We start from the raw sequence: 13,881 nt of genomic DNA on the forward strand, positions 1-13,881 counted from the left end.
CGTTGGGGTCCCCGCTCTGCGCTGGCGTGGCACGCTGCAGCGCGTCCGGGACACGGACAGGGGGACAATCAGGTCAGGCCCTCTGACCATCTTTTGGCGTTGCAGTTGCTGCCATTTCTCGTCTAGAAACGATGCATCGAGCCTCGCCGGCAACCAACCGTCAACGGTTTTGACCGAGGATTTGGGGCTCAAAAGGGTCTGGCAATGCTGATTCGCGGCCAAATTGATGGGATTTCGGGGGAGGTGGCTCTGGCCGCCGCCACGATCCCGGCCGCGCTGCTGCCCACCCTCCTTCTTGGCGGGCTTCTTCTTACTTGCCCCTGAGGGCCGGCTGGGCGCTGCGCGCCTGGGCACTCAGGGGTTGGTCGAGATCATCGGACACCTCAAGCGCCCAGCAGATTGACGGCGCGAAAGCTCAAAAGGAAATTTGAAATGGCTCCCGCGAACAAGTCCGACAAGGACCGCGTCATCATTTTCGACACCACGCTGCGCGACGGCGAGCAGTGCCCCGGCGCCACCATGACCTTCGAGGAGAAGCTCGAGGTCGCCGAGTTGCTCGACGATATGGGCGTCGACGTCATCGAGGCCGGCTTCCCCATCACCTCCGAAGGCGACTTCCAGGCGGTGAGCGAGATCGCCCGCCGCTCCAAGAATGCCGTCATCGCCGGCCTGTCGCGCGCCCATCCCGCCGACATCGACCGCTGCGCGGAGGCCGTGAAGTTCGCCAAGCGTGGTCGCGTCCACACCGTGATCGCGACCTCGCCGCTGCACATGCGGGTGAAGCTGAACAAGACCCCGGAGCAGGTGATCGAGACCTCGGTTGCGATGGTCGCGCGCGCTCGCAACCAGATCGACGACGTCGAATGGTCGGCCGAGGACGGCACCCGCAGCGAGATGGACTTCCTGTGCCGCATCGTCGAGGCCGTCATCAAGGCCGGCGCGACCACGGTGAACATCCCCGATACCGTCGGCTACACGGTGCCGGAGGAATACACCCACTTCATGAAGACGCTGATCGAGCGCGTGCCGAACTCGGACAAGGCCGTGTTCTCCGTGCACTGCCATAACGATCTCGGCATGGCGGTCGCGAACTCGCTGGCCGGCATCGTCGGCGGCGCGCGCCAGGTCGAGTGCACCATCAACGGCATCGGCGAGCGCGCCGGCAACGCCGCGCTCGAAGAGATCGTGATGGCGATCAACGTCCGCAACGACAAATTCCCGTACTGGAACAAGATCGACACCACGCAGCTCACCCGCGCCTCGAAGGTGGTGTCGGCGGCGACCTCGTTTCCCGTCCAGTACAACAAGGCCATCGTCGGCCGGAACGCGTTCGCGCATGAGAGCGGCATCCATCAGGACGGCGTGCTGAAGGATGCCTCCACCTACGAGATCATGCGCCCCGAAATGGTGGGCCTGAAGCAGTCCTCGCTGGTGCTCGGCAAGCATTCCGGCCGCCACGCCTTCGTGCACAAGCTGGAGGAGATGGGCTACAAGCTCGGCCCCAACCAGCTGGAAGATGCATTCACGCGGATGAAGGCGCTCGCCGACCGCAAGAAGGACATCTACGACGAGGACATCGAGGCGCTGGTCGACGAGGAGATGGCGGCCTCGCACGACCGCATCAAGCTGACCTCGCTGACCGTGATCGCCGGCACCCATGGCCCGCAGCGCGCGACCATGAAGCTCGACGTCGACGGCCAGATCAAGATCGAGGAAGCCGAGGGCAACGGTCCGGTGGACGCGGTGTTCAACTGCATCAAGCGCCTGGTGCCGCACGAGGCCAAGCTCGAGCTGTATCAGGTCCACGCCGTGACCGAAGGTACCGATGCGCAGGCCGAAGTGTCGGTGCGGTTGTCGCAGGACGGACGTTCGATGACAGCCCGCGCGGCGGATCCGGATACGCTGGTGGCGTCCGCGAAGGCCTATCTCGGCGCGCTCAACAAGATCGTCATGAAGCGCCAGCGCGACACAGTGACGACGGCTGCGGCGAGCTGACGCTCGCGCTCCGGATGGATCGGCTGAAACGCGGCGCCCTCGGCGCCGCGTTTTTCGTTGGTTGCCTGTGTGGGGCGTCTCCTCCCGGATACCGCATTTTTGCAAGGAGACCCCTGCTAAGAGGCAATGGCGCCTCAGACTGCTTCCCTATAAAGCTGCCCCCAAGAATTTAAGGATGGGGCCGGCGGTCCGCGCCCCGCAAAAACGTACTGGAGGAAGCATGCGGAAACTCATTTGGGCTGCGGCATCGATTGCTGCTTTGGCGCTGACCGTGCCGGCATCGGCCCAATCGCCTGTTATCATCAAGTTCAGCCACGTGGTCGCGACCGACACGCCGAAGGGCAAGGCGTCCGAAAAATTCAAGGAGCTCGCCGAGAAGTACACCGACGGCAAGGTCAAGGTCGAGGTCTATCCGAACTCGACGCTCTACAAGGACAAGGAAGAGCTCGAGGCGCTGCAGCTCGGCAGCGTGCAGATGCTGGCGCCGTCCAACTCGAAATTCGGTCCGCTCGGCATCCGCGAATTCGAAGTGTTCGATCTGCCCTACATCCTCCCTGATCTGAAGACGCTGCGGAAGGTGACGGAAGGCCCGCTCGGGGCCAGGCTGCTCAAGCTGCTCGAGCCGAAGGGCATCACCGGCCTTGCCTATTGGGACAACGGCTTCAAGCAGATGAGCGCCAACAAGAAGTTGATTACGCCGGCCGACTATCAGGGCGTCAAATTCCGCATCCAGTCCTCGCGCGTGCTGCAGGCCCAGTTCAAGGCGCTCGGCTCGCTGCCGCAGGTGATGGCGTTCTCGGAAGTCTACCAGGCGCTGCAGACCGGCGTGGTCGACGGCCAGGAGAACACCTGGTCGAACATCTATACCCAGAAGATGCACGAGGTGCAGAAGTACATCACCGAGACCAATCACGGTTACATCGGCTACGTCGTGATCGTGAACAAGAAGTTCTGGGACGGTCTGCCGGCCGACATCCGCGACCAGCTGTCGAAGGCGATGAAGGAGGCCACCGACTTCAACAACGCGCAGTCGCAGAAGGAAAACGACGACGCGATGGCCGAGATCAAGAAGAGCGGCAAGAGCGAGATCATCAAGCTCACGAGCGAGCAGGACGAGGCGATGCGCAAGGCGATGGAGCCGGTCTACAAGGACGCCGCAAGCCGCGTCGGCCAGCCGCTGATCGACGAATTCCAGAAGGAAGCCAAGAGCACGACCAACTAATCCAAGCACGCGATGAACGAAGGGCTTCCGTGCCGCGGTGCGGAAGCCCTTTGTTGCAAATGATTTCCAGGTAGCGACTTGATCCAGATCAAGGTGTTACATCTTCGTAAGAGTGCCCTCTCTGTCCAAGTTGTAAGTTGCGGACGGGCCTTGCGACGCTCATCTTCAGGACACCCTTCCAGAGGAGGTTCGGATGAGGAAATTCACCATCGCCGCCATCGCCGTGCTCAGCATCGCCGGCTCGGGCGCGGTTTATGCCCAATATCATCGCCCGTGGATGGAGCACTTCCGCCACATGCGCATGAACCCGGAAGACCGCGCCGCCATGGTCGACGCGCGGATCGCCGCCGTCCATGCCGGGCTGAAGCTCAACGCCGATCAAGAGAAGCTGTGGCCTCCGGTCGAGGCCGCCGTGCGCGACTTCGCCAAGCTGCGCATTGACCGCGCCAATGCGCGGATGAACGCCGGCCCCGGAGACTCGAACAGGGATGCCGACAATCCGGAGGATCCGGTCGCCCGTCTGCGCCAGCGCGCCGACGACATGGGCGCAACCTCCGAGGCACTCAGGAAGATCGCGGACGCCGCCGACCCGCTCTACAAGACCCTTGATGACGGCCAGAAACGGCGCCTTGCCCTGCTGACCCACCACCGCGGCCCGTTCGGCGGCGGCGAGGACGGCCCGCGCCACCACTTCATGGAGCGCGGCATGGACCGCATGATGGAGCATGGCATGGACCGCTCCCGGGGCGGTGACCGCGACGGCGGCCCGGACCGGGAAGGGCATCTTTGAGCCCACCGGGATTGCCCTGATATTAACCTTGGAGAAGCCGCTGGAATCCAGCGGCTTTTCGCGTTTCCGGGGCTGTGGAAGAACCTTGGAAAACATGCGTCACATCGCTTGCCAGACCCGGATCGCTTTGCTAAACGACCGGCCTCGCAAGGCATTGACCGCCTTTCGGGCGCATAGCTCAGTTGGTAGAGCAGCTGACTCTTAATCAGCGGGTCCCAGGTTCGAGCCCTGGTGCGCCCACCATCCCAAGGCCCTGCCAGCGCAGGGCTTTTTAAATTCCGCGTGCGGAACAAAGCGCGTCTCATGCGACGCTTTTTGTGGTCGGACGTCACATCGCCGGATCGCTGTTCATATCCTGCATGGCAGGCGTGGTTGCGGGAGCGTAAGCCGGCGACCTTGGTGGTCTGGGAACGGAACGATCCCTCGTTCACCGCTCCCGGGCAGAGGCGTTCAGGCGCGATCCACCGGACGCTGAAGTGCATTTGCTCGATGCCGGCCATTTCGCGCTCGACGAGAGGAACGATGAGATCGCCGGTCTCATTCTCGCATTCCTGGCCAAACTCCCCACCTGACAGAGCGCTACCTATACTGCGCTCTTAAATCTCCTGCCCGATCGTCGGGAAGGTGCTGCGGGTCTCGCAGCAGTGGAGAAGATGCGACCTCACTCGCTTTGCACAATCCGATCTTCCTGGCCTTTCGAAATTCATCTTTGAGAGCGTAAGGCTGGCTCGCTTAGCGGCTCATCCGATTTCATCGTCGAAGGGGATCGTGTCGTCAGCCTCGGTGCCTATTCCGGGGTCAACAAGGCGACGGGCAGAATAGGATAATTGAGCGAGCAAACGGGATAATCCGTCTATTTCTGCCCGTCGCTGCGGGGGGCTCATGCTGTGCAATTGTAATTCCGGCGCCCAAGCCCTTTCGAGGCACCCAGCGCCGCAACCTCACTGATTTGCCCCGGTGTTCTCGGCTTGATCCTGTTGCCACGGCCAGCGACCCTCGATCTCCAGTGTCAGTGTCCAGCTCAGGAAGGTGCGGACCACGACCAGTCCGGCCAGCAGGCCAAGGCTCACGAAGGTCAGCTCGATCGCAATCGTCTTCACGATGTCTGCCGCCACCAGCACCTCGAGGCCGAGCAACAGCGATCGACCGATGCTGATCTTGTAGCTGTCGTAGCGGGACGCGACGTCTCGCCCAAAGATGTAGCGGGCCGACCAGATGATCCCGACGACGATGATGAATACGCCGAAGATCTCGATGCCGATGCCGACGAGGTGAATCCACTGGCTGGTGGCGGTCTCGAACGAAGGCGCGTGATCGGCGGTGGAATTCATGATTCAGAGCCTTCGTTGTGCGCGGCGCGCCGCGCGACGAACGTGGCGCCGGGCCAATAGACCATCATTGATCTACGCGCGCGGTACGCACCCTTGATCAAGATCAACGAACCGCTCGCAAGCGCGAGGATGCTGTGATTTCCCGAGCAGACCGGGGAGTTCGGGCATTGCGAAAGGAAGCGGCATGCAGCTTTGGCTGATACCCACGCTCTATGCGATTGCGAGCGTCGCGGCCGGCTTTCTGGTGCCGCGCCTGGAATCGACGTTCCTGGCCGTCAGCCTCAATCTTTCGACGTCTTCGGCCCAGGCTTATCTGTCGGCGGTTGCCTCGGGCATGATGGCGCTGACCGGCATCGTGTTCTCGATCGCTTTCGTGCTCGTCCAGTTCAACGCCGTGGTCTATTCGCCGCGCCTTGTTGTCTGGTTTGCGCGCGACCGGTTGTTGTTTCACTCGCTGGGCATGTTCGTCGCGACCTTCATGTACAGTCTCGCCACGCTGGCCTGGGTCGACCGCCAGGGTGTCCAAGGCGTCCCGTTTCTGTCCGCGGCGATCGTGGCAGCCATGCTGGTCGTTAGCGTCTTGATGCTCGCGCAACTGGTCCAGCGTTTGAACAATCTGCAGATCATACGGGTGCTGCAGGCGCTGGGCGATATAGGCCGGCAGGTCATCGTCGACACGTATCGGTCCAACCCGTGGCGGACGTCGGGCAATGCAGCGCGGGCGCAAGAGCGCGGCGATAGGACGGAGCTTACCGTCAAACATGTCGGAAATCCGCGGTCGGTGGCATCGATCGATATCGCCAAGCTGGTCGGCCATGCCCGCCGAATGGACGGTCTCATCACGATCGAATGTGGCGTCGGAGACACGCTGCTCGAAGATAGTGTGATCATGCACGTCCAGGGTACCGGCACTCTGGCGCCTGAAAAAGAATTGAGCGCCTGCGCTCATCTCGACGAGCAGCGGACGTTCGAGCAAGATCCGAAATATGCAATGCGGCTACTCGTCGATGTCGCGATCAAGGCGTTGTCTCCCGCCATCAACGACCCTACGACCGCCGTGCAGGCCATCGACCAGATCGAGGATCTGCTGCGCCGGCTGGCCAAGTGTGACCTGGAGGCCTGTCGGGCCTTCGACGATAGCGGTATCCTGAGGGTGATTTACCGGATGCCGAGCTGGGAGGATTACCTCTCGCTTGCCTTCGACGAAATCCGGCAGTTCGGATCGACATCAATCCAGGTGATGCGTCGCCTGCGCGCCGCTCTCGTTGAACTGGGCGAGTGCGTCGACGGGGAGCGGGCGAAACTCGTCTGCGACTATCTCGGTCATCTCGATTCGGGGATTGAGCGGTCGAGTTTCGATCCGCAGGACCGAGATGCCGCCCGTATCGAGGACCGCCAGGGTCTCGGCTTGTCGTACCATCACGCATTGGCGAGCCCGGCGGCCTCTGAAGAGAAGGGGCGGGCGGTCTCGTGATCACGCAAGCAACCGGATTGACGCGGGCAAAACTGCGAGCCCCGCGCGTGGCGGCCGCGGCGGGGATCCTGTTTTCGGTGCTGCTGCTCGCAGTGTTCTGGCTGATGCGGCGATCGGTACCGGCCGATCCGCTCGAACCGGGTGCATGGCTTCACGGCGGAACCAGAAACGTCGCCTTGGCGCTCAACCTCGTGCCCTTTGCAGGCGTTGCATTCCTGTGGTTCGTCGGCTTTCTGCGCGACCGGCTCGGCTCGCGCGAGGATCAGTTTTTTGCGACGATCTTCTTCGGTAGCGCGGTGCTGCTGCTCGCAATGTTGTTTGCCGCCGCCGCCGTCATAGGCGCCGTTATTCTAGCCTTCCATGCTGCGCCGAACGTGCTGATCAATTCCGCGACGTTTCATTTCGGCCGCGGCCTGGCCTACGGAATGGTCAACATCTATCTCGTCAAGACCGCTTCCGTGTTCATGATGACCACCTCGACGATCGCCCTCTATACGGGGCTCACGCCGCGTTGGCTCGCTTATGGCGGCTATGCAGTTGCCGCCATCCTTCTCGTCGGAAGTTACTACATCGACTGGAGCCTCGTCGTCTTTCCTTTCTGGGTGCTCCTGGTGAGCATCAATATCTGGCTCAAGAAGGACGAGAGCGAGGTGCGCTCGTGAGGACGCTCCGTCAGATACTCACGGGAGAAGAGTTGATACGGCTGGTGATCCGCATCGGATTGCTCGGTCTATTGATCATCTGGGCGCTTGTCCTGATCCGTCCGTTCGGGACGATCCTTGTCTGGGCGTTGGTGCTTGCCGTCGCGTTCAACCCCGTCTTCATCAGGCTGGCAAAGATTCTGGGAGGCCGGCCGAAGCTCGCGGCCGGCCTTCTCACTGTGATCAATCTTCTCATTCTTATCGGACCGGCGGCGTGGCTCGGTATCGGCGCGGTGGAGGGACTCAAGGATTTTGCCGGAGAACTGATGGCTGGCGAGCTCAAGATCCCGTCTGCGCCAGAGGCGATCAAGAGCTGGCCGCTCATCGGATCGCAGCTTTATGAGCTCTGGGACCAGGCATCGTCGAACATTCGCGCGGTTCTGCGCACGGTCGCCCCTTACCTGAAGCCGTTCGCCGGAACGCTTCTCGGGCTTGTCGGCGATGCCGGCGTTGGCGCGGTCAAGTTTCTGCTGTCGGTGGCAGTGGCTGGATTCATCCTGCCGTATGGCCAGCTGTTCGTGGCGGCGGGAAGGGGATTTCTGTCGCGGATCGTCCCCGAACAGAGCGAGCACTTCCTGGACTTGGCGGGTGCGACGATCCGCGCGGTATCCCAAGGTGTGATCGGTATTGCGGTCGTCCAGGCCTTGCTTGCGGGGATTGGTTTCAACCTGGCAGGCATTCCGATCGCCGGCCTGCTCGCATTCATGGTGCTGCTGCTTTCAATCGTGCAGATCGGAGCGGTGGTCGTCATGCTGCCCGTGATCATCTGGATCTGGACCTGCAAAGACGTCACCACGGCAGTTCTGCTGACGCTGTTTCTGGTGATCGTCGGTCTCCTCGACAACATCTTGAAGCCTTTGTTGATGGGCCGTGGCCTCACCACGCCGACCCTGCTGATCCTGCTTGGGGTGATCGGTGGGACCCTCGCGCATGGCATTGTCGGTCTCTTTATCGGACCCATCGTTTTGTCGCTCGTCTGGGAATTATCGGTAGCGTGGATCGCCATCGACCGTTCTGCAGCGGCTCGCAGTTCGGTCGACCGTTGACCTAGGTCAACGTATCTCCTCGCGCGCGGGCTCTCTATGAAGCGGCGGACAAGAGAGGTCGGAACATGTCGATGGAAACTCCAAATCTCCCTGATGGTCCCATGTCCGGGCTCGTTGCCTCGGCAGTGGAATATCTGGTGGACGCAGGACAGCGAAGCGTGTTGTTCCTGGACATCATGCGCCGGCGCGGCGACCAATATCGCGAGCACGTCGCGCAGACGGCCCCCCACGTCCTGCAATATGCCGCCGAACTGATCATCGACGGCCGCAAGCTCGACGAGCCGGTCAATTATGCGCTGGTCCGTATCATTCCGCCCGAGGGCGTCGAAATCGATCTCGAGCGGCGCCCGTTCATCGTCGTCGATCCACGCGCGGGACACGGCCCCGGCATCGGCGGCTTCAAGGCCGACAGCGAGATCGGCGTCGCGATGAAGGCGGGTCATCCCTGCTATTTCGTCGGCTTCCTGCCGGAGCCGATGCCGGGACAGACCATCGAGCGCATTGCCCGCGCCGAGGCGCTGTTCATCGAGAAAGTCATCAGCCTGCATCCGAAAGCCGACGGTAAACCCTGTGTGATCGGCAACTGCCAGGCCGGCTGGGCTGTGATGATCCTGGCCTCGTTGCGGCCGGAACTGTTCGGACCGTTGATCATCGCGGGCGCGCCGCTGGCCTATTGGGCGGGCGTGCACGGCAAATATCCGATGCGCTACTCGGGCGGATTGCTGGGCGGAAGCTGGCTGACGGCGCTCGCCAGCGATCTCGGCGCCGGCAAGTTCGACGGCGCGTGGCTCGTGCAGAACTTCGAGAACCAGAATCCGTCCAACACGCTCTGGACCAAGCAGTACAACGTCTATTCCAAGGTCGACACCGAGGCGGACCGCTATCTCGAATTCGAACGCTGGTGGGGCGGGCACGTCAATCTGAACGCCGAGGAGATTCAGTTCATCGTCGATGAGCTCTTCATCGGCAACAATCTCGCTGCCGGCAGGATCGAGATGTCGGATGGCCAGAAGGTCGATCTCCGCAACATCCGATCGCCCATATTGGTGTTCTGTTCCGAGGGCGACAACGTGACGCCGCCCCAGCAGGCGCTCGACTGGATCCTCGATTGCTACGCGGACGTCGATGAGATCAGAGCCTATGGGCAGACCATCGTCTACACGGTTCACAAGAGCATCGGCCATCTCGGCATTTTCGTCTCCGGCGGCGTCGCCAAGAAGGAGCATGCGGAATTCTCCGAGAACATCGATTTGATCGACGTGCTGCCGCCCGGGCTCTACGAGGCAACGTTCGAAGCCAAAGACGAGGAGACGACGAGTTCGGACCTCGTCGTCGGAAAATGGGTGATGCGCTGCGAGGCGCGGACGCTCGATGACATCAGGGCCATGGGCGGAAATTCGCCGGAGGACGAGCGACGTTTCGCCGCCGCCAAGCGCGTCTCGGAAATCAACCTGGCTGCCTACCGGAAGTTTGTTCAGCCCTGGATCAAGAAGGTCGCGAATCCGCAATTGGCGGAGGCGATGCGCAATTTGCATCCGCTGCGACTGCAGTACGAGGCATTCAGCAGCCGTAACCCGTTGATGGCGACGATTCAGTCGGCGGCGGACCAGATCGAGGACAATCGCAAGCCGGTTTCGAAAGACAATCCCTTCCTGGCATTTCAGGAGCAGATGTCCAAGCAGATCGTCCACGCGCTCGATAGCTGGCGCGACGCAACCGAGGCGCTGAGCGAAACGGTCTTCCTGAACCTGTACGGATCGCCGGCCCTGCAGGCTGCGCTGGGGATCGATCCAAAATCGGAGCCGTCGCGTCGTCGGGAAATGTCCGCGGAGCACCAGGCGATGCTCGAAGAGCGGATTGCTCAACTGAAATCAAAGATCGGCGAGGGAGGGCCCCGTGAGGCGGCCATTCGTAGCCTGCTCTATATCGGCTCGGCGCGCGGAATGGTCGACGAGCGCAGCATCGAGGCGCTGCGCCGCGTGCGGCGGGACTATGGTGGAGTTCGTCTGTCGCTCTCCGAGTTCAAGAGCCTGGTTCGAGAGCAGTTCTTCATGCTGCTGCTGGATCGGGAGGGTGCCCTCGCTGCCATTCCGAAGCTGTTGCCCGACGACATCAATCAGCGGCGGGCGTTGATTGCGTCGATGCGCGAGGTGCTGTCCGCCAGTGGCAAGATCGCCGGAGAGAGCGCAAGCCGCCTGCAGCGGATTGCCGCACTTCTCGGAGTCGATGCGGAAGAGGGGAGTGCGACCAACGTGGCCCCTTTCGACCAGGCGAAGGCATCGTAGCGGCCGTCAAGCGGATGGGGAGCAACATCATGTCAGCCGATACCGTGCAAGCGCAGTCTTCCAGCAAATATGATCGGCTGATCGCGGCCGCCAAGGCCGTTTCTCCGCTCCCGACCGTCGTCGTGCATCCCTGCGACGAGACGTCGCTGCGCGGAGCATTCGATAGCGCACAAGCGGGCATCATCCGGCCGATCCTGGTGGGCCCCGAAGCCAAGGTCAGGGACACCGCCAGAAAGTTTGGTCTCGACATTTCGGGCTTCGAGGTCGTCGACGCCGCGCATAGCGAGGACGCTGCCACCAAAGGAGTCGAGCTGATCCATGCTGCCAAGGGCGAGATGCTGATGAAGGGCAGCCTGCACACCGATGAGCTGATGCGGGCCGTCACGGCCAAGGCGGGAGGCCTGCGCACCGATCGCCGGATCAGCCATGTGTTCGTCATGGATGTGCCGGCCTATGCCGAGACCCTGTTCGTGACGGACGCAGCCATCAACATCTTCCCCGACCTGGACGCCAAGCGCGATATCATACAGAACGCGATCGATCTCTACACGCAGGCCGGCTTCGGCAAGGCGCCGCGCGTTGCCATCCTGTCGGCGGTCGAAACCGTCACCTCCAAAATTCCCTCGACGATTGAGGCGGCCGCACTCTGCAAGATGGCGGATCGCGGCCAGATTACGGGCGGCGTGCTCGACGGGCCGCTAGCATTCGACAATGCGATCGACCTTGAGGCGGCGCGCATCAAGGGCATCAAGTCCGAGGTCGCCGGCCGGGCGCAAATTCTTGTCGTTCCCGATCTTGAGGCGGGGAACATGCTGGCAAAGAATCTCGCGTACTTTGCCAAGGCCGACGGGGCCGGCATCGTGCTGGGCGCGCGCGTGCCGGTCGTGTTGACCTCGCGGGCGGATACGCCGCGTGCGCGGATGGCGTCCTGCGCGGTGGCCTCGCTCTATGCCAACGCACGTCGCCAGCACGCCCCCACAGTAGCTGCGTGATTGCCATGGATACGATCCTCGTCGTCAACGCCGGTTCCTCCAGCGTCAAGTTCCAGATCTTCTCGGTTGAGGGCGATGGGCGGCTCCGGCGGCAGATCAAGGGGCAGATGGACGGCATTGGCGCTCGTCCGCGGCTGAAGGCGAGCGGCGCGGGGGGCGATTCCCTGGCCGATCGGGCCTACCCGATCGAGGCGGTGCCGGACGTTTCAACTGCAATGGGTGTGGCGGGTGAGTGGCTACGCGAGGAGCTTCGCATTCACCCGATCGCGATCGGGCATCGGGTAGTGCATGGCGGCCCGGACTACGACAAGCCTGTTCTGATCGACCATGGCGTGGTGGGCCGGCTGGAGCGCCTCATCAATCTCGCGCCGCTCCACCAACCCCATAACCTGTCGCCGATCCGTTCGATCCTGACGAACTTCCCGACGCTGCCGCAGGTCGCGTGCTTCGACACCGCATTTCACCGCACGCATGGTGCGCTGGCGGACTACTACGCGATTCCGCATCGGCTTCATGCCGAGGGCGTGCGACGCTATGGCTTTCACGGCCTGTCCTACGAGTACATCGCCAGGACTCTGCCGAGCGTCGCCCCCGAAATCGCAAAGCGTCGGGTGATCGTCGCTCACCTCGGCAGCGGCGCCTCCATGTGCGCGATCAAGGATGGCCGAAGCGTCGAGAGCACGATGGGTTTCACCGCGCTGGACGGTCTGCCCATGGGAACGCGGCCGGGCCAGCTCGATCCGGGCGTTGTGCTCTACCTGATTACCGAGAAGGGCATGTCGGCTGCGAGCGTGCAGGACTTTCTTTACCGCGAATGCGGTCTGAAGGGCCTTTCCGGTGTCAGCAACGATATGCGTGAGCTCGAGAAGAGTGCCGATGCCAAGGCAAAGCTTGCGATCGACTATTTCGCTTATCGGATCGGCCTTAATGCCGGCATGTTGGCAGCAGCCTTGCAAGGTTTGGACGCCTTTGTCTTCACGGCCGGCATTGGTGAGAATTCCGCAACTATTCGTGCCCGCGTGGCGGAGCAGCTGGGTTGGCTCGGGGTCGCGCTCGACCCACTCGAAAATTCGCGCCATGCCCAGCTGATCTCGCGCTCCGGAAGTCTCATCCCTGTTTACGTAGTGCCGACCGATGAAGAGTTGATGATCGCACAGCATACGCTGTCGCTGCTGATGAACACACCATCGAGCAACCCCAGACAAGAGAGGGTGTCATGATTCCCGTGTATCCTGAGACCAAGGTTGCGCTGAAGGGCAAGAAGGGAGTGGTCGTCGGCATCGCCAACGATCAATCCATCGCATGGGGTTGCGCAAGGGCGTTCCGTGCGCTCGGTGCCGAGCTTGCGGTCACCTACCTGAACGACCGTGCAAAGAAGCACGTCGAGCCGCTCGCCCAGGCGCTGGAGGCGCCGATCTTCATGCCGCTCGACGTGATGGCCGAAGGCCAGACCGAGCAGGTTTTCGAGCACATCGCGAAGGAGTGGGGGCAGCTCGATTTCCTGCTGCACTCGATTGCCTTTTCGCCCAAGGAAGCCTTGCACGGCCGGGTCGTGGATGTCGGCCGCGAGGGCTTCCTCAAGACCATGGAGGTCTCGTGCTGGTCGTTCCTGCGGATGGCTCATCTGGCTGAGCCGCTCATGAAGAACGGCGGCACGATGTTTACGATGACCTATTACGGCAGTCAGATGGTGGTCGAGAACTACAACATCATGGGTGTGGCGAAAGCCGCGCTGGAATCGGCGGTTCGCTATGCCGCGGCCGAACTGGGCCCAAAAGGCATCCGGGTGCATGCGATCTCGCCTGGCCCGCTCGCCACTCGCGCGGCCTCGGGCATCCCGGAATTCGACGAATTGATGGACAAGGCACAATCGAAGGCGCCGGCGCGGAGCCTGGTGAGCATCGACGATGTCGGCAATGCCACTGCATTCCTGGCGCTCGATGGCGCCAAGCTCATGACTGGCGGGGTGCTCTACATCGACGGCGGCTATCACATCATCGATTGAGTGCGGGCTCGGCAGAGTGCCGGAGATAGGAACTGGAGAT

At 62.2% G+C, this 13,881-nt stretch carries 11 protein-coding genes and 1 tRNA gene; 11 read left to right on the forward strand and 1 reads right to left on the reverse strand.

Annotated elements, in window-relative coordinates:
- Positions 1-432: 432 nt before the first annotated feature.
- The 4 genes from XH89_RS09385 to XH89_RS09400 all read left to right on the forward strand — a co-directional run bounded on the left by XH89_RS09385 (position 433) and on the right by XH89_RS09400 (position 4,250).
- Complete coding sequence (locus XH89_RS09385; protein ID WP_194466791.1) at positions 433-1,995, forward strand: 2-isopropylmalate synthase; 1,563 nt, start codon at positions 433-435, stop codon at positions 1,993-1,995.
- Positions 1,996-2,215: 220 nt separating this feature from the next.
- Positions 2,216-3,217: a TRAP transporter substrate-binding protein gene (locus tag XH89_RS09390; protein WP_194466792.1), complete on the forward strand. Its 1,002-nt coding sequence runs from the start codon at positions 2,216-2,218 to the stop codon at positions 3,215-3,217.
- Between the two features lie 193 nt (positions 3,218-3,410).
- A complete protein-coding gene (locus XH89_RS09395) occupies positions 3,411-4,007 on the forward strand; it encodes a Spy/CpxP family protein refolding chaperone (RefSeq protein WP_194466793.1) in 597 nt (198 codons plus the stop codon).
- A gap of 167 nt (positions 4,008-4,174) precedes the next feature.
- Positions 4,175-4,250 (forward strand) — tRNA-Lys (locus XH89_RS09400).
- A 698-nt stretch (positions 4,251-4,948) separates the two neighbouring features.
- On the opposite strand, the gene XH89_RS09405 is transcribed toward XH89_RS09400, so the two are convergent.
- A complete protein-coding gene (locus XH89_RS09405; RefSeq protein ID WP_194466794.1) occupies positions 4,949-5,338 on the reverse strand; it encodes a DUF1622 domain-containing protein in 390 nt (129 codons plus the stop codon).
- Between the two features lie 184 nt (positions 5,339-5,522).
- Between XH89_RS09405 and XH89_RS09410 the strand changes: the two genes are divergently transcribed.
- The 7 genes from XH89_RS09410 to fabI all read left to right on the forward strand — a co-directional run bounded on the left by XH89_RS09410 (position 5,523) and on the right by fabI (position 13,841).
- Positions 5,523-6,812 carry a DUF2254 domain-containing protein gene (locus XH89_RS09410; protein ID WP_194466795.1) on the forward strand — a complete coding sequence of 430 codons (1,290 nt, stop codon included), beginning with the start codon at positions 5,523-5,525 and terminating at the stop codon, positions 6,810-6,812.
- The gene (locus XH89_RS09415) at positions 6,809-7,474 is read left to right on the forward strand and encodes a hypothetical protein (protein WP_194466796.1); all 666 of its coding nucleotides are present in this window, start codon (positions 6,809-6,811) and stop codon (positions 7,472-7,474) included. Before XH89_RS09410 ends, XH89_RS09415 begins: the two co-directional genes overlap by 4 nt.
- The gene (locus tag XH89_RS09420; RefSeq protein ID WP_194466797.1) at positions 7,471-8,559 is read left to right on the forward strand and encodes an AI-2E family transporter; all 1,089 of its coding nucleotides are present in this window, start codon (positions 7,471-7,473) and stop codon (positions 8,557-8,559) included. Before XH89_RS09415 ends, XH89_RS09420 begins: the two co-directional genes overlap by 4 nt.
- Before the next feature lie 65 nt (positions 8,560-8,624).
- Positions 8,625-10,844 carry a DUF3141 domain-containing protein gene (locus XH89_RS09425; RefSeq protein WP_194466798.1) on the forward strand — a complete coding sequence of 740 codons (2,220 nt, stop codon included), beginning with the start codon at positions 8,625-8,627 and terminating at the stop codon, positions 10,842-10,844.
- A 29-nt stretch (positions 10,845-10,873) separates the two neighbouring features.
- Positions 10,874-11,836 carry a phosphate acetyltransferase gene (locus XH89_RS09430; RefSeq protein ID WP_246767774.1) on the forward strand — a complete coding sequence of 321 codons (963 nt, stop codon included), beginning with the start codon at positions 10,874-10,876 and terminating at the stop codon, positions 11,834-11,836.
- Positions 11,837-11,841: 5 nt separating this feature from the next.
- Positions 11,842-13,056 carry an acetate/propionate family kinase gene (locus XH89_RS09435; RefSeq protein WP_194466800.1) on the forward strand — a complete coding sequence of 405 codons (1,215 nt, stop codon included), beginning with the start codon at positions 11,842-11,844 and terminating at the stop codon, positions 13,054-13,056.
- Positions 13,053-13,841, forward strand: coding sequence for an enoyl-ACP reductase FabI (fabI, locus tag XH89_RS09440; RefSeq protein ID WP_194466801.1), 789 nt, complete (start codon positions 13,053-13,055; stop codon positions 13,839-13,841). Before XH89_RS09435 ends, fabI begins: the two co-directional genes overlap by 4 nt.
- Positions 13,842-13,881: the final 40 nt, after the last annotated feature.

It is taken from the genome of Bradyrhizobium sp. CCBAU 53340 (genome assembly GCF_015291645.1).
Lineage (GTDB): Bacteria > Pseudomonadota > Alphaproteobacteria > Rhizobiales > Xanthobacteraceae > Bradyrhizobium.